The sequence below is a fragment of the Stenotrophomonas tumulicola genome, assembly GCF_014117215.1.
Classification (GTDB): domain Bacteria; phylum Pseudomonadota; class Gammaproteobacteria; order Xanthomonadales; family Xanthomonadaceae; genus Stenotrophomonas; species Stenotrophomonas tumulicola.
In genome coordinates, this window is record NZ_JACGXS010000006.1 from 189,357 (window position 1) to 204,870 (window position 15,514).

Here is a 15,514-nt window from a genome sequence, read left to right on the forward strand (position 1 = left end):
GACACCGGGCCACCCCAGCTGTCATGCGAACGTCACCGCGCTGGCCCGGGGGTGCCGTGCTGCGGCAGAATAGCGTCCTCTGCCTTTCCCATTCCCGCCCCCATGAACATCGTCGAAGTGCGCCATCCGCTGGTGCAGCACAAGATCGGCCTGATGCGCAAAGCCGCGCTCAGCACCAAGGATTTCCGCGAACTGGCCAACGAGCTGGGCACGCTGCTGGCCTATGAGGCCACCGCCGACCTGGACACCGAGTCACATACGATGGAAGGCTGGGCCGGGCCGGTGACCGTGCAGCGCATCGCCGGCGCCAAGATCACCGTGGTGCCGATCCTGCGTGCCGGGCTGGGCATGCTCAGTGGCGTGCTGTCGCTGATCCCGGCTGCACGCGTCAGCGTGGTTGGCCTGCAACGCGACGAAGAGACGCTGCAGCCGGTGCCCTACTTCGAACGCCTGACCGGCCGCCTTGAAGAGCGCGACGCGCTGATCCTGGACCCGATGCTGGCCACCGGCGGCACGCTGATCGCTACCATCGACATGCTCAAGCGGGCCGGTGCGCGCCGCATCAAGGGCATTTTCCTGGTTGCTGCACCAGAAGGCATCGCCGCCGTGCAGGCCGCGCATCCGGACGTGGAGATCTACACCGCCGCCATCGATGACCACCTGAACGAGAAGGGCTACATCCTGCCCGGACTGGGCGATGCCGGCGACCGCATCTTCGGCACCCGCGTGATCGACTGAAAAAGGGGACGGAGGGGATTAAGTCGCATACGGCCATGTCCATGGCCGTATGCGACTTAATCCCCTCCGTCCCCTTTTTTGATCAGCCCAGCGCGCGGGCTTTCAGTTCGTCCTGTTCGTGCAGGGTCACGAAACGCCCTTTCTCGTCGCGGCCCAGCTGGGCCAGCGCCACCTGCGGGTCGTGGGTGAAGAACAGATGCACGTTGCGCGCCAGCTTGTCTTCCAGGAACTGCTTCTTCTCGTCGATCAACAGTTCGGCGTTGCGGTCGTAGCCCATGGTGATCGGTACGTGGACCCAGGAGCGACCCGGGACCAGGTCGGCGCAGAACACCACGCCTCCGAGGGTCTGCCCATCCGCTGCCGGCTGGCCGACGATCTCGGCCAACATCAAACCGGGCGTGTGGCCGTCGCTGAAACTGAAACGCACGCTGCGGCCCAATACCTTGGAATATTCGCCCTCGACCACTTCCAGCCGCCCGGTTTCCTGCAGCAGCGCGGGAAGTTCCGGGATGAAGCTGGCGCGGTCGCGCGGATGCGGCTGCAGCGCACGCTGCCAATGCTCGGCGCCAACCACGAAGGTGGCGTTGGGGAACAGCAGTTCCGGCATGCGTCCCTCGCTCCATGCCGCGAGCAGGCCACCGGCATGGTCGAAATGCAGGTGGCTGAGGACCACGACGTCGATGTCTTCATGCTCGAAACCCGCCTCGCGCAATGAGTCGATCAGGACGTGCTGGCTTTCCTGCACGCCATAGCGTTCGCGCAGGCGTGGTTCGAAGAATGCGCCGATGCCTGCCTCGAACAACACCGTCCTGCCTTCCAGCGGGCTGGCCAGCAAGGCCCGGCAGGCCAGCTCGATACGGTTCAGCTCATCGGGCACGGCCCACTTTTCCCACAATGCCCGCGGTGCGTTGCCGAACATCGCCCCGCCGTCCAGGCGCTGCGTATTGCCACGAATCGACCATAGTTTCATGACGCAATTATCTGTGCGCGGGCGTTAAATAATCGCTAGACGGCAGGCTGGATGCACGGGCTGCGGCACTCGCCGGGCATGGCCCGGCGCTGCCGACCGGGTCAGCGTACTTCGGCGCTGCCCACCGGATTGCGCGGGTCGCTGCCGCCGGACAGGGTATTGCTGCGACGGTCCCATTCCACTGTCTGCAGGTTGCCCCATACATGGCTGGAACCACGGCCACCGGCAGCGCTGTCGCCCGGGAGGTCGATCCTGTGGCCCATTGCCTGCAGCTGCTTGATGGTGCCCTCGTCGAAGGCGCCGCTTTCGGCTTCGATCACGTCCGGCAACCATTGGTGGTGGTAACGCGGCAGCGCGGCAACCTGCTGCGCGCCCAGGCCCTGGTCGTAGCCGAGGATACCCAGCAGCACCATGGTGATGATGCGGCTGCCGCCGGGCGTGCCCAGCACCACTACCTTGTCCGCATTCTCCATGAACGTCGGCGTCATCGAACTGAGCATGCGCTTGCCCGCCTTCGGTGCGTTCGCTTCATACCCCATCACGCCAAAGGCATTGGGCGTACCCGGCTTCAGCGCGAAGTCGTCCATTTCGTTGTTCAGCAGCACCCCGGTGCCCTTCGGGATCAGGCCGGAGCCATACAGCAGGTTCACCGTCTGGGTAGCGCCGACGCGGTTGCCCTCCTGATCGATGATCGAGAAATGCGTGGTCTCGTCGTCTTCCAGCGGGGTCGGATTGCCCGACAGCAGGTCGCTGGGCGTCGCTTTTTCCGGGTGGATCGTCGCGCGCAGGCCCTGGGCGTAATCCTTGCTGGTCAGCACGTTCTGCGGGATATCGACGAAGTCCGGATCGCCAAGGAAGAAGGTACGGTCGCGGTAGGCGCGGCGCATCGCTTCCACCACCAGATGGGTGCGGTGCGCGGCATCCATCGACTTGATGTCCCAGCCTTCCAGGATCTGCAGCATGCTCGCCAGCGCGATGCCACCGGACGACGGCGGCGGCGCGGTGGTGATCTTCCAATCGTTGTAATTGAACACGATCGGCGCGCGGGCCTTCACCGTATAACCGGCCAACTCGTCGGCCGTCCAGCGGCCACCGGCCTGCTTCACGCCCGCCAGCAGCAGCTTGCCGGTCTGGCCACGGTAGAACCCATCGAATCCGCCATCGGCCAGCCGCTCCAGCGTGCGGGCCAGCTCGGGCTGCCGGAACAGGTCGCCCTCGGCGATCGGCTTGCCGTTGCGCAGGTAGACCTCGCGCGTGCCGGCATAACGTTCCATCACTTCGCGCCGCGACTGGTAGCCCTTGGCCATGCGTGCATAGACCGGAAAGCCTTCGCGGGCGATGCGGATCGCAGGCTGCAGCGAGCTCTTCAGTGGCAGCTTGCCATGCTTGCCGGACAGTTCCACCAGCGCCGCCGGCAGGCCGGGAATGCCCGCCGACCAGGCGCCGTTGACCGAACGGTCACGATCCAGGTTGCCGTCCTTGTCCAGGAAGGCGGCCTCGGTCGCTGCGGCCGGCGCGGTCTCGCGGGCGTCGAGCATGATGTCCTTGCCCGATGCGGCATCGTGCAGCAGGAAGAAGCCGCCGCCCCCCAGCCCGGAGCTGATCGGCTCCACCACGGCCAGGGTGGAGGAGACCGCCACGGCGGCATCGAACGCGTTGCCGCCCTGCGCCAGGATCTCCATGCCCGCCTGGGTGGCCAGTTGGTGGCCACTGGCGATGGCCGCGCCATCGGGATGGGTCGCGCGGGTCGGCGCATCCGCCCAGGCCAGCGGCGTGAACAGCAGGCCCAGCAGCAGCAAGGGACGCAGGATCGGTTTCATTCGGATGGGGGCTCCGCGTAAAGTTCGGGATGATCGTGCTGCAGGCCGCGCAGCTTGGCCAGCAGTTGTTGCTCGGTTTCGACGATGTCCGGGTCCGGGTCGATGCATTCCACCGGACAGACGACCACGCACTGGGGTTCATCGAAATGGCCCACGCATTCGGTGCAGCGTGCGGGGTCGATCACGTAGATGGTTTCACCCATCGCGATGGCCTGGTTCGGGCAGGCTGGCTCACAGACGTCGCAGTTGACGCAGAGCTCATTGATTTTCAGCGACACGGCGATTACTCCTCGCCCGCGCACCGCGTCCTGCCAGGGGGCGGCAGGTCGCTGGACTGGCACCGGCCGGCGCGGGCGCGCTGGCCGGTCAGTGGCGGTCCCCGACAAGGATACCGCCAACGACCACGCCGCCTGGCGTGGCCGCTACCGCACGGGAATTACTTGGCTTCGACGAACACGTACTCGGCACCGGTCGGCTGCACGATGGCCTGCACGCGGGCATTGTCGGCGGCATCACCGATGAACAGCACGCGCACGTTCTTCATCGAATCCGGCGACACGTCCTTGAACACGACTTCGATCATGTCGGCCATCTTGGCCGAGGCCGACGAACCGAAGGCCAGCATGTTGCCCGGCTGCACGCCACGCGCCACGGCCTGGGTCGCGCTCTCGGTCTGGCGTTCGAACTTGGCGTCGAACTCCGGATCCGATTCCGGTGCGAGGTAGTACAGGAACGGGCTGTTGGTGATGTTGCCCATGTTCTGCACGGCCACTCCCTGCAGGTACTTCTTCCAGCCGGCATCGTCGTCCTTGGCCGGGGCAACCAGTGCCTGCTGTGCGTCGGCGGCCGGAGCCGGGGCTTCTTCCTTCTTGCAGGCGGTGAAGGCCAGGGCCAGCGAGGCCAGCAGCATCGCGCGCATGGTGGTGTTCATGGGTGATCTCCCGTGGTGGTTCTGTGGATTGCAGTGGATACAAAGGTGCCGACGGCGGTCATCCGCCACGGGCGGGTGGATCAGGCCTGCGCCGCCTTGGCTTCGCGGGCCCTGCGCAGCGCATCGAGCACCGAGGCCGGCACGAAGCCGGACACATCGCCACCCAGGCGTGCGATTTCACGTACCAGCGAGGACGAAATGAAGCTGTACTGCTCGGCTGGCGTCAGGAACAGGGTTTCGACTTCCGGGATCAGGTGGCGGTTCATGCTGGCCATCTGGAATTCGTACTCGAAATCGGAGACCGCGCGCAGGCCGCGCAGCAGGATGCCGCCCTGCACCGAGCGCACGAAGTGCGCCAGCAGCGTGTCGAAGCCGGTCACTTCCACGTTGTCGTGGTGGGACAGTGCGCCCCGGGCCAGCTGCACGCGCTGCTCCAGCGGCAGCGTCGGCCCCTTCGAAGGGCTCTGTGCCACGCCGACCACCACCTTTTCGAACAGGGGCGCGGCCCGGTTCACCAGGTCGATGTGACCATTGGTGATCGGGTCGAAGGTGCCCGGGTAGACAGCGATGCGACGGTTGGCGACGGTCATGTGCGGTCGTAAACGTTCAGATTGGGTCAAAGTGTAGCAGCGGCGCGGCGGTACAGCGCAAAGCGTACTTCGCGGGTACCGCCTTCCCGGTGCAGCATCCAGTCGGCCGGCAGCACTGGCGCATGGCCATCGGGCGATTCCAGGTACAGCCAGGCGCCTGCGGCCAGGTGGCGCGGCAACAGGCCCAGCACGCTGTCCCACAGGCCGGCGGCGAACGGTGGATCGACGAACACGATGTCCGCCCGGGCCGCCGGGCTGCCCTGCAGCCAGCGCAGCGCGTCGGCCTGCACCACCTGCACCCGCTCTTCGGCCCCCAGCCTGGCGACGATGGCCGACAGGTTGCCGGCCAGTTGCGGATCACGTTCAACCAGGGTGGCATGCGCCGCGCCGCGCGAGACCGCTTCCAGCCCCAGCGCCCCGCTGCCGGCAAACAGATCCAGCACGCGAGCCCCGCCCAATCGCGGCATCAACCAGTTGAACAGGGTTTCGCGCACCCGGTCGCTGCTCGGGCGCAGGCCCGGCAAGGCAGGCACCGGCAACCGCGTGTTGCGCCACTGGCCGCCGATGATGCGGACCTGGCCGTCATTGCTACCGCGGCCACTCATGGCGCGCTACCGGGATTGACCCACGCACGGGTCTGGTTCAAGGAATTCAGCATGCTGCGATTGTAGCGGCAGCACAGTAGGCGGCGAACGGCGGAGCCCCTCGTGGTGGGCCGCTCAGTGTTGGTTCTTGAGCTTGGGCCGGGTGGGAGGGATTGGTGGGGGACGGCAAGAACTGCATCCATGCGGGCCTCGTTTCGTGCCATCCATGGCACTCAACGCCCCCACCAACCCCTCCCGCCCGGCCCTGACAATCCGCGCGCGTCCCGCCACGTAAAAAGAAAATGAAAAGCAGTAGCGCCGACCCATGGTCGGCGGAATGTATCCGTGGACCTCAGCGGAGGGCGGCCAACCATTCCGCTTTTTTTTCTTTTCCGTGGTGGGTGCGCGGGACACGTCACAGGGCCGGGGGCTGGGCGGGGGCGTTGAGCGCCATGGATGGCGCGAAACGAGCGCTACATGACGGCGGAGCCCCTCGTGGTGGGCCGCTCAGTGTTGGTTCTTCAGTTTGGGCCGGGTGGGAGGGGTTGGTGGGGGGCGGCAAGAACTGCATCCATGCGGGCCTCGTTTCGTGCCATCCATGGCACTCAACGCCCCCACCAACCCCTCCCGCCCGGCCCTGACAATCCGCGCGCGCGTCCCGCCACGTAAAAAGAAAATGAAAAGCAGTAGCGCCGACCCATGGTCGGCGGGATGTACCCGTGGACTTCAGCAGAGAGCGGCCAACCATTCCGCTTTTCTTTTTTCTTTTCCGTGGTGGGTGCGCGGGACACGTCACAGGGCCGGGCGGTGGGGCTGGGCGGGGGCGTTGAGCGCCATGGATGGCGCGAAACGAGCGCTACATGGACGTACTTGTGCGCGTCCCCCGACCAGCCCCACCGCCCGGCCCAATCCCAGAAAACCGCTTCCAGCGACCCACCACGAGGGGCCCAGCCGTTCGCTGGCCCACGGAGGAAGGCCTTGATTCCGGGACAATCACCCTCACCCCTTGCCCAGGCCGCACCTGCTGGCGCGGCAATGACATGGAGCCCGAAGCGATGACCGAAACCACCACCACCGAAACCCTTGGCTTCCAGACCGAGGTCAAGCAGCTGCTGCAGTTGATGATCCATTCGCTGTACTCGAACAAGGAAATCTTCCTGCGCGAGCTGGTGTCCAATGCCGCCGACGCCGCCGACAAGCTGCGTTTCGAAGCGCTGACGCAGCCGGCGCTGCTGGAGGGTGACAGCGAACTGCGGGTGCGCGTCAGCTTCGATGCCGCCGCGCATACGGTGACCATCGAAGACAACGGCATCGGCATGACCCGCGAAGAGGCCATCGCCCACCTGGGCACGATCGCCAAATCCGGCACCGGCGATTTCCTGCGCCAGCTGTCCGGCGACCAGAAGAAGGATTCGCAGCTGATCGGCCAGTTCGGCGTCGGCTTCTACAGCGCGTTCATCGTCGCCGACCAGGTGGACGTGTATTCGCGCCGCGCCGGCCTGCCTGCCGATGCCGGCGTTCGCTGGTCCTCGCGTGGCGAAGGCGAGTTCGACATCGCCACCATCGAAAAGACCGGGCGCGGCACCCGCATCGTGCTGCACCTGAAGGATGGCGAGCACGACTTCGCCGACGGCTGGCGCCTGCGCGGCATCCTGAAGAAGTACTCGGACCACATCGGCCTGCCGATCCAGATGCCGAAGGAAGCGCCGGCCGCCGAAGGCGAAGACGCCGCGCCCGCGCAGGAATGGGAGACCGTCAACCGCGCCAGCGCGCTGTGGACCCGGCCGCGCAGCGAAGTGGGCGACGCCGAATACACCGAATTCTACAAGCACGTGGCGCACGACCACGGCGATCCGCTGGCCTGGAGCCACAACAAGGTCGAAGGCAAGCTGGAGTACACCTCGCTGCTGTACGTGCCCGGCCGCGCGCCGTTCGACCTGTACCACCGCGAAGCGCCGAAGGGCCTGAAGCTGTACGTGCAGCGCGTGTTCGTGATGGACCAGGCCGAGCAGTTCCTGCCGCTGTACCTGCGTTTCATCAAGGGCGTGGTCGATTCCAACGACCTGTCGCTGAACGTGTCGCGCGAGATCCTGCAGTCCGGCCCGGTCATCGATTCGATGAAGTCGGCGCTGACCAAGCGCTCGCTGGACATGCTGGAGAAGCTGTCCAGGGACAAGCCGGAACAGTACGCCACGTTCTGGAAGGAATTCGGCCAGGTACTGAAGGAGGGCCCGGCCGAGGACTTCAACAACCGTGAAAAGGTCGCCGGCCTGCTGCGTTTCGCCTCCACCCGTGGCGAGGGCGACGCACAGACGGTGTCGCTGGCCGATTACCTGGGCCGCATGGCAGAGGGCCAGGACACGATCTATTACCTGACCGGCGAAAGCTTCACCCAGGTCCGCAACAGCCCGCACCTGGAGGTGTTCCGCAAGAAGGGCGTGGAGGTACTGTTGCTGACCGACCGCATCGACGAATGGCTGATGGGCTACCTGACCGAGTTCGATGGCAAGCGTTTCGTCGACATCGCACGCGGCGACCTGGACCTCGGGGCACTGGAAAGCGAGGAAGACAAGCAGGCGCAGGAGTCAGCCGCCAAGGACAAGCAGGCCCTGGTGGAACGGCTGAAGACCGCCCTCGGCGATGACGTGGCCGACGTGCGCGTATCCCACCGCCTGACCGACTCGCCGGCGGTGCTGGCCATCGGAGAGCAGGACCTGGGGCTGCAGATGCGCCAGATCCTGGAAGCCAGCGGACAGAAGGTGCCCGAAAGCAAGCCGGTGCTGGAGATCAATCCCGGCCATCCGCTGATCGCCAAGCTGGAGGCGGAAGCCGATGGCGAGCGCTTCGATGACCTGGGACGGGTGCTGTTCGACCAGGCGGCGCTGGCCGCTGGCGACAGCCTGAAGGATCCGGGCGCCTACGTGACGCGCCTGAACAAGCTGCTGCTCGAGCTGTCCGCGTAATGCCGCGGGATGGCGGCCGCTGGTCGCCATCCCGCAATGCCGCGTCCTCCACGCAGGCCCCACCGGGCCCGGTGGTACCCTATCGCCCTGTCACAGCAGCTTTCTTCTCAATGCTCAGTTTTTTCCGCCGCAAAAAGCCCCAGGACGCGCCGCAGGACGACGCAGCCAAGACCCAGCATTATTCGGCTGAAGAGCTCGCGGCCGCGTTTCCCGGCCACAAGCCGGTCGAGGCGGAAGCCCCCGGCAGTGACGGGCCACGCCCGTCACCGGCAGACACCGTGGAAGACCCGCCAGTCGTGGAAGACCAGCGACCCGTGGACCCGCCCGGCAGCGATCAGCGCGCACCCGAGGATTTCGTCGCCGAAGAACTGGCCGCCGCCGCCGTGCTGGCACCGCTGGCACCGGTAACCCCCGCCACGGAGCTGACCGCTCCTGCTGCCGACCTGCCCGTGCTGGTGGACGCCGAACCGGCTGCGCCCGGCAAGAGCGGCTGGCGCGAGCGCCTGCGCAACAGCACCTTCGCACGCAGCTTCGGCGGCCTGTTTTCGCGCAACCCGAAGCTCGACGACGACCTGCTGGATGAAATCGAAACCGCACTGATCACCGCCGACGTCGGCGTCACCGCCACCACCTCGCTGGTCGATGGCCTGCGCAGGCGGATGAAGGCGCGCGAGTTCACCGACGCCAATGCACTGCTGGCTGCGCTGCGTGCCGACCTGGTCGCCATCCTCAAGCCGGTGTCGCAACCCTTGCAGATCGATCGTGCCGCCAAGCCGTTCGTCGTGCTCACCGTTGGCGTCAACGGCGTCGGCAAGACCACGACCATCGGCAAGCTGGCCAAGCGTTTCAAGGACGAAGGCCACAGCCTGATGTTGGCCGCCGGCGATACCTTCCGCGCCGCTGCCGTGGCGCAGCTGCAGGCCTGGGGCGACCGTAACGGCGTCGCCGTGGTCGCCCAGGGACAGAATGCCGATGCCGCGTCGGTGGCATTCGATGCATTGCAGGCCGGCAAGGCGCGGGGTACCTCGGTGCTGATCGCCGACACCGCCGGGCGCCTGCATACGCAGTCCGGGCTGATGAACGAGCTGGGCAAGATCCGCCGCGTGCTCGGCAAGATCGATCCCACCGCTCCACACGAAGTGTTGATGGTGATCGACGGCACCACCGGCCAGAATGCCTTGTCGCAGCTGCGCCAGTTCAACGCCGCGGTGAATGTCACCGGCCTGGTGGTGACCAAGCTGGATGGCACGGCCAAGGGCGGCGTGGTGTTCGCGCTGGCCCAGGAATTCGGCATTCCGATCCGCTTCGCCGGCATAGGCGAACGCCCGGAAGACCTGCGCGAATTCGATCCGGAAGCTTTCGTCGACGCCCTGCTGCCGGAAGCATTGGGCAGTGCCTGACAGCGCCCTTGCCGTGGCGCCCGTGCCACGGACGCCGGCCGTCGACGGCGGCGATGCCTTCGTCGCGCGCCTGCTGCGCTGGTTCGACAGCCACGGCCGCCATGACCTGCCCTGGCAGCACCCCCGTACGCCCTACCGGGTCTGGCTGTCGGAGATCATGCTGCAGCAGACCCAGGTCGCCACGGTCATTCCGTACTTCCTGGAATTCCTGCAGCACTTCCCTACCCTGGCCGACCTCGCCGCTGCGGATAACGATGCGGTGATGGCGCGATGGGCCGGGCTTGGCTATTACGCACGTGCACGCAACCTGCATGCGACGGCGAAGCGCTGCGTCGACGAGCACGCGGGCGACCTGCCGCGCGATCTCGACGCGCTGCACGCGCTGCCGGGCATTGGCCGCAGCACCGCCGGCGCCATCCTGAGCCAGGCCTGGAACGAGCCGTTCGCGATCCTGGATGGCAACGTCAAGCGCGTGCTGACCCGTTACCACGGCATCGAAGGATTTCCGGGCCTGCCTGCCGTGGAGCGACCGCTGTGGACGTTGGCGCAGGCACACGTGGACCATGTGCCGGCCGGCCGCATGGCCGACTACACCCAGGCGCAGATGGACCTGGGCGCCACGCTGTGCACGCGCAGCAAGCCAACCTGCGTGATCTGTCCATTGCAGGAAGACTGCGTGGCCCGACGTGATGGCCGCACCGCCGAGCTGCCGACGGCCAAGCCCGGCAAGGCATTGCCCGAACGTGAGGCGGTGGCCCTGCTACTGCAGGATCGCCAGGGCCGGCTGCTGCTGCAGAAACGCCCCGAGACAGGCATCTGGGCATCGCTGTGGACGCTGCCGCAGGCCGATACCGGCCAGCAGTTGCAGGACTGGTTCGATGCCCACGTGGACGGCGTGCTGGAAGACGCGCTGGAACTGCCGCTGGTACGACACACCTTCAGCCACTACCGGCTGCACCTGCAGGTAATGCGCACGCGTGTGGAAGCGCTGAAAGTGGCCGACCCGATGCTGCGCTGGGTGCCTGCCGCCCAATTGCCATCGCTCGGCCTGCCCGCCCCGATCCGTAAACTGCTGCAGGACCTGTAGCGCCGGGCCAGCCCTGCAGCGCGAAGCCGTGCCTGGCGGCAACGGAGAAAAAGCAGCCGGGCATGGCCCGGCACTACAATGGGAACGCCCACGTTCCCGAGCAACTGAATCACATGAGCCGTACCGTTTTCTGCCAGTACCATCAACGCGACGCCGAAGGGCTGGATTTCGTGCCCTATCCCGGCGAACTCGGCAAGCGCATCTACGCCAATATCGGCAAGCCGGCATGGAGCGCATGGCTGGCACACCAGACGATGCTGATCAACGAGAACCGCCTGTCGCCGCGCGATCCAAAACACCGCGCGTTCCTGGAAGAAGAACTGGTGAAATACCTGTTCTCCGGTGGCGCTGAAAAGCCGGCCGGCTTCGTGCCCGAAGCCTGACCGCGGGTGCCGGGCCGGTATCGCGGTGGTGATGCCGGCCCATGCCCCCTTGCCCGCGCAGCGGGGCATGGCCCCGCTCTACCGATGCCCGGCAACCACGTTCAACCGCCGGCGTGTATGCCGCCCGCGGTCAATGCGCGGGGATCCAGCAGCCGGCGCAGTTCGGCTTCGCCCAGCCCGCTGTCTTCCAGCGCCACGTCCAGCACCGGACGCTGTTCCTTGTACGCACGCTTGGCGATGGCGGCAGCCTTCTCATAGCCGATGATCGGATTCAGCGCCGTCACCAGGATCGGATTGCGATCCAGCGCCTCGCGCACCCGGTCTTCGCGCACCTTCAGCCCGGCGATGACGCTGTCGGCCAACAGCCTGGACACGTTGCCCAGCAGGCCGATGCTGTCGAGCAGGTTGGCCACGATCAGCGGCAGGGCCACGTTCAACTGGAAGTTGCCGGTCTGTCCGGCCACGGTGATCGCCGTGTGGTGGCCGATCACCTGCGCACAGACCATCACGGTGGCTTCGGGGATCACGGGATTGACCTTGCCCGGCATGATCGAACTGCCCGGCTGCAGCGCAGGCAGCTCGACCTCGCCCAGCCCGGCCAGCGGACCGGCGTTCATCCAGCGCAGGTCGTTGGCGATCTTGATCAACGCCACCGCCAGTGCATTGAGCTGGCCGGAAATCTCGACCGCGTCATCCTGCGCGGCCAGGCCTTCGAACTTGTTGGCGGCACTTTCGAATTTGATGCCGGTGCGCACCTTCAACGCCTTGGCCACGCGTTCGCCGAAGCGGGGGTCGGCGTTGATGCCGGTGCCGATGGCGGTACCGCCCAGTGGCAGGCGGCGCAGGCGCTTCAGGCTGTCTTCGATGCGCTCCTGCGCCGAAGCCAGCTGTGCCGACCAGGCCGAGAACTCCTGCTCGAAGGTCAGCGGCATGGCATCCATCAAATGGGTGCGCCCGGTCTTGACCACCTTGCGCAGGCTGCGGCCCTTGCGGTCGATGACCTTGCGCAGGTGTGCCACCGCGGGCAGCAGCTCTTCGTGCGCCGCCAGCGCCGCCGATACGCGCAGGGCCGTCGGGATCACATCGTTGGAACTCTGCCCCTGGTTGACGTGATCGTTGGGGTGCACCGCGGTCTTGCCCGCCTTGCCGCCACGGTTGGCCAGCGTCGCGATGACCTCGTTGGCATTCATGTTGGACGAGGTGCCGGAGCCGGTCTGGTAGACGTCGATCGGGAAATGCGCGTCCCACTCACCACTGGCCACTTCGGTGGCGGCGGCCTGCACCGCCTTGGCGAGGTTCTTCGGCAGATGGCCCAGTTCGGCGTTGACGCCGGCCGCTGCGCCCTTGACCAGGCCCAGCGCGCGGATGAAACCGCGCGGCATGCGCTGCCCGGAGATCGGGAAATTTTCCACCGCGCGCTGGGTCTGCGCGCCCCACAGGGCATCGGCAGGCACCTGCAGCTCGCCCATGCTGTCATGTTCGGTCCGGAACTCTTTGCTTGTCGCCTTGCTCATTGCTGCAACTCCGCGTTTCTGTCATTGGGTAAAGGGAAACTGCGGCTGGCAACGGGCAGGTTTCCCCAGGCTGGCGGCCGGCCTACGATACTCCCTTGCCCGAAGCGTGGGATGACGAGGACGGGCCAGATCGTTGCATGCGCGAACCCGATCGGTATCGCCGGGCCATGCTTGGCGAGCACTGCTCGGCATCGCCCGGCCATGCGCGGTGGGCACTGCTCGGCATCGTCCGGCCATGCGCGGTGGGCACTGCTCGGCATCGTCCGGTCATGCGCGGTGGGCACTGCTCGGTAGCGCCGGGCCATGCCCGGCGAGCGCGCAGCGCGGCAACAATCCGCCGGGCGCGGCCCGGCGCTACCGAGCATGCAAGGGCCCCGCGTCGTAGAATATGGCCCCCGCCGCCTTTCCCATTGCCTGCCGACATGACCGAATCCGCCCTGCTTGCCCTGTCCCCGCTCGATGGTCGCTATGCCGGCAAGGTCGATGCCCTGCGCCCGATCTTCTCCGAATACGGATTGATCAAGGCCCGCATCAAGGTCGAAGTGGAATGGCTGCTGGCACTGGCTGCCGAACCGGGCATCGTCGAGCTGTCGCCGTTCTCCGACGCAGCCTCGGCCCGCCTGCGCGCATTGGCCGAGGGCTTCAGCCCGGCCCAGGCCGAACGGGTGAAGGACATCGAACGCACCACCAACCATGATGTCAAGGCGGTGGAGTACTTCATCAAGGAACAGCTGAAGGACGACGCCGAACTCGCCCCCGCACTGGAGTTCGTGCACTTCGCCTGCACCAGCGAAGACATCAACAACCTCAGCTACGGCCTGATGCTGGAGCAGGCCCGGCGCGAGGTGCTGCTGCCCAGCCTGGACGGCATCGCCGGTTCGCTGCGCACGCTGGCCCACGCGCAGGCCGCCCAGCCGATGTTGTCGCGCACCCACGGCCAGACCGCCTCGCCAACCACGCTGGGCAAGGAACTGGCCAATGTGGTGGCACGCCTGGAACGCCAGCGCCGGCAGATCGCCGCGGTGGAACTGACCGGCAAGATCAACGGTGCGGTGGGCAACTACAACGCGCACGTGGTGAGCTACCCCGACGTGGACTGGCCGGGCTTCGCGCAGCGTTTCGTCGAGGGCCTGGGCCTGGTGTTCAATCCGTACACCACCCAGATCGAGCCGCACGACAACGTGGCCGAGATCGGCGATGCCGCGCGCCGCGCCAACACCATCCTGATCGACCTGGCCCGCGACATCTGGGGCTACATCTCGCTGGGATACTTCAAGCAGCGCCTGAAGGAAGGCGAAGTCGGTTCTTCGACCATGCCGCACAAGGTCAACCCCATCGATTTCGAGAACGCCGAGGGCAACTTCGGCATCGCCAACGCGCTGTTCGAGCACTTCAGCGCCAAGCTGCCGATCAGCCGCTGGCAGCGTGACCTGACCGACTCCACCGTGCTGCGCGCATTGGGCACGGCGTTCGGCCATACCCAGGTAGCGCTGGACTCCCTGGCCAAGGGCGTGGGCAAGCTGGAAGTAAACCCGCAGCGCCTGGACGCCGACCTGGATGGCGCATGGGAAGTGCTGGCCGAAGCGGTACAGACGGTGATGCGTCGCCACGGCCTGCCCAATCCGTATGAGCAGCTGAAGGCCCTCACCCGTGGCCAGGGCATTACCGCCGAGTCGATGCGCGCCTTCGTGGAATCGCTGGAACTGCCGGAGGATGCCAAGCAGCGCCTGCGCGAACTGACCCCGGGCGGATATGCCGGCCTGGCGGCGGAACTGGCGCGGAAGATCTAAGGCAACAGCAACAGCAGAAGCAACAGCAACAGCTGCAGGGCTGCGCGCTGGTGGGACGGGGTGGGTTGGCGGGACGCGCCGTGAACCCATCCATGGGGGCTCATGTTCGGCTCCTGCCTCACAAGGTCCCGCCAACCCACCCCGCCCCACCTTCGACAGGTCCATGCGGCGGCAGGTAGCGCCGGGCCATGCCCGGCGGAATGGGGTGATGGGGATGGGTAGAGCGGGGCCATGCCCCGCTGCTCTTGTTTCCGGCATCGCGCCAACGGCAGCGGGGCATGGCCCCGCTCTACCGATTTTTTCTTGCGCATACCCCATCCGCCCACCTTCGACAGGTCCATGCGGCGTCGGGTAACGCCGGGCCATGCCCGGCGGAATGGGGTGGGATGGGTAGAGCGGGGCCATGCCCCGCTGCTCCTGTTTCCGGCATTGCGCCAACGGCAGCGGGGCATGGCCCCGCTCTACCGATTTTTCTTTGTTTCGCGCCAAGCCACCCAGGCCCACCTTCGACAGGTGCATGCAGCGTCGGGTAGCGCCGGGCCATGCCCGGCGGCTCTTGTTTCCGGCATCGCACCAACGGCAGCGGGGCATGGCCCCGCTCTACCATTTTTTTAACGCGGCTGGCGGCCACCGGAAACTGTCCGGGGGCCGGGCGGGTGGGGTATGCGGGGCCTTGAGCGGCAGGAGCCGCGAAGAGCTACAAGGACGTACTTGCGCGTGCCCCGCATACCCCACCCGCCCGGC

13 protein-coding genes are annotated in these 15,514 nt (G+C 66.6%); 6 read left to right on the forward strand and 7 right to left on the reverse strand.

Features of this window, described 5'->3' with window-relative positions:
• The first annotated feature begins 102 nt into the window (after positions 1-102).
• Positions 103-738, forward strand: a complete 636-nt coding sequence (upp, locus tag H4O11_RS13255; RefSeq protein ID WP_182339892.1) for a uracil phosphoribosyltransferase — start codon at positions 103-105, stop codon at positions 736-738.
• 82 nt (positions 739-820) lie between these two features.
• On the opposite strand, the gene H4O11_RS13260 is transcribed toward upp, so the two are convergent.
• The 6 genes from H4O11_RS13260 to rsmD form a co-directional block, all read right to left on the reverse strand.
• A complete protein-coding gene (locus H4O11_RS13260; RefSeq protein ID WP_182339893.1) occupies positions 821-1,708 on the reverse strand; it encodes an MBL fold metallo-hydrolase in 888 nt (295 codons plus the stop codon).
• Positions 1,709-1,809: 101 nt separating this feature from the next.
• Positions 1,810-3,528, reverse strand: coding sequence for a gamma-glutamyltransferase (gene ggt, locus H4O11_RS13265; RefSeq protein WP_182339894.1), 1,719 nt, complete (start codon positions 3,526-3,528; stop codon positions 1,810-1,812).
• On the reverse strand, positions 3,525-3,806 hold the full coding sequence (locus tag H4O11_RS13270; protein ID WP_182339895.1) for a YfhL family 4Fe-4S dicluster ferredoxin: 282 nt from the start codon (positions 3,804-3,806) through the stop codon (positions 3,525-3,527). Before H4O11_RS13270 ends, ggt begins: the two co-directional genes overlap by 4 nt.
• A 158-nt stretch (positions 3,807-3,964) precedes the next feature.
• On the reverse strand, positions 3,965-4,459 hold the full coding sequence (locus tag H4O11_RS13275) for a hypothetical protein (protein WP_182339896.1): 495 nt from the start codon (positions 4,457-4,459) through the stop codon (positions 3,965-3,967).
• A gap of 80 nt (positions 4,460-4,539) precedes the next feature.
• Positions 4,540-5,049, reverse strand: a complete 510-nt coding sequence (gene coaD, locus H4O11_RS13280; RefSeq protein WP_182339897.1) for a pantetheine-phosphate adenylyltransferase — start codon at positions 5,047-5,049, stop codon at positions 4,540-4,542.
• A gap of 26 nt (positions 5,050-5,075) precedes the next feature.
• Positions 5,076-5,654, reverse strand: coding sequence for a 16S rRNA (guanine(966)-N(2))-methyltransferase RsmD (rsmD, locus tag H4O11_RS13285; RefSeq protein ID WP_182339898.1), 579 nt, complete (start codon positions 5,652-5,654; stop codon positions 5,076-5,078).
• 1,034 nt (positions 5,655-6,688) lie between these two features.
• Between rsmD and htpG the strand changes: the two genes are divergently transcribed.
• The 4 genes from htpG to H4O11_RS13305 all read left to right on the forward strand — a co-directional run bounded on the left by htpG (position 6,689) and on the right by H4O11_RS13305 (position 11,466).
• On the forward strand, positions 6,689-8,596 hold the full coding sequence (htpG, locus tag H4O11_RS13290; RefSeq protein WP_182339899.1) for a molecular chaperone HtpG: 1,908 nt from the start codon (positions 6,689-6,691) through the stop codon (positions 8,594-8,596).
• Positions 8,596-9,996, forward strand: coding sequence for a signal recognition particle-docking protein FtsY (gene ftsY, locus H4O11_RS13295; protein WP_425506053.1), 1,401 nt, complete (start codon positions 8,596-8,598; stop codon positions 9,994-9,996). The genes htpG and ftsY overlap by 1 nt, the downstream gene beginning before the upstream one ends.
• A gap of 22 nt (positions 9,997-10,018) precedes the next feature.
• Positions 10,019-11,083, forward strand: a complete 1,065-nt coding sequence (mutY, locus tag H4O11_RS13300) for an A/G-specific adenine glycosylase (protein WP_182339918.1) — start codon at positions 10,019-10,021, stop codon at positions 11,081-11,083.
• Between the two features lie 113 nt (positions 11,084-11,196).
• Positions 11,197-11,466, forward strand: a complete 270-nt coding sequence (locus tag H4O11_RS13305; protein WP_182339901.1) for an oxidative damage protection protein — start codon at positions 11,197-11,199, stop codon at positions 11,464-11,466.
• Between the two features lie 101 nt (positions 11,467-11,567).
• Here H4O11_RS13305 and H4O11_RS13310 read toward each other — a convergent pair whose 3' ends face one another.
• Complete coding sequence (locus H4O11_RS13310; protein ID WP_182339902.1) at positions 11,568-12,980, reverse strand: class II fumarate hydratase; 1,413 nt, start codon at positions 12,978-12,980, stop codon at positions 11,568-11,570.
• A 422-nt stretch (positions 12,981-13,402) separates the two neighbouring features.
• Between H4O11_RS13310 and purB the strand changes: the two genes are divergently transcribed.
• Positions 13,403-14,770, forward strand: coding sequence for an adenylosuccinate lyase (gene purB, locus H4O11_RS13315; protein WP_182339903.1), 1,368 nt, complete (start codon positions 13,403-13,405; stop codon positions 14,768-14,770).
• Positions 14,771-15,514 lie beyond the last annotated feature (744 nt).

Excerpts from the sequence above, each read along its gene's own strand:
- upp (WP_182339892.1), top strand. The coding sequence starts at position 103 with ATGAACATCGTCGAAGTGCGCCATCCGCTGGTGCAGCACAAGATCGGC.
- H4O11_RS13260 (WP_182339893.1), bottom strand. The coding sequence starts at position 1,708 with ATGAAACTATGGTCGATTCGTGGCAATACGCAGCGCCTGGACGGCGGG.
- ggt (WP_182339894.1), bottom strand. The coding sequence starts at position 3,528 with ATGAAACCGATCCTGCGTCCCTTGCTGCTGCTGGGCCTGCTGTTCACG.
- H4O11_RS13275 (WP_182339896.1), bottom strand. The coding sequence starts at position 4,459 with ATGAACACCACCATGCGCGCGATGCTGCTGGCCTCGCTGGCCCTGGCC.
- coaD (WP_182339897.1), bottom strand. The coding sequence starts at position 5,049 with ATGACCGTCGCCAACCGTCGCATCGCTGTCTACCCGGGCACCTTCGAC.
- rsmD (WP_182339898.1), bottom strand. The coding sequence starts at position 5,654 with ATGAGTGGCCGCGGTAGCAATGACGGCCAGGTCCGCATCATCGGCGGC.
- htpG (WP_182339899.1), top strand. The coding sequence starts at position 6,689 with ATGACCGAAACCACCACCACCGAAACCCTTGGCTTCCAGACCGAGGTC.
- ftsY (WP_425506053.1), top strand. The coding sequence starts at position 8,596 with ATGCCGCGGGATGGCGGCCGCTGGTCGCCATCCCGCAATGCCGCGTCC.
- H4O11_RS13305 (WP_182339901.1), top strand. The coding sequence starts at position 11,197 with ATGAGCCGTACCGTTTTCTGCCAGTACCATCAACGCGACGCCGAAGGG.
- H4O11_RS13310 (WP_182339902.1), bottom strand. The coding sequence starts at position 12,980 with ATGAGCAAGGCGACAAGCAAAGAGTTCCGGACCGAACATGACAGCATG.
- purB (WP_182339903.1), top strand. The coding sequence starts at position 13,403 with ATGACCGAATCCGCCCTGCTTGCCCTGTCCCCGCTCGATGGTCGCTAT.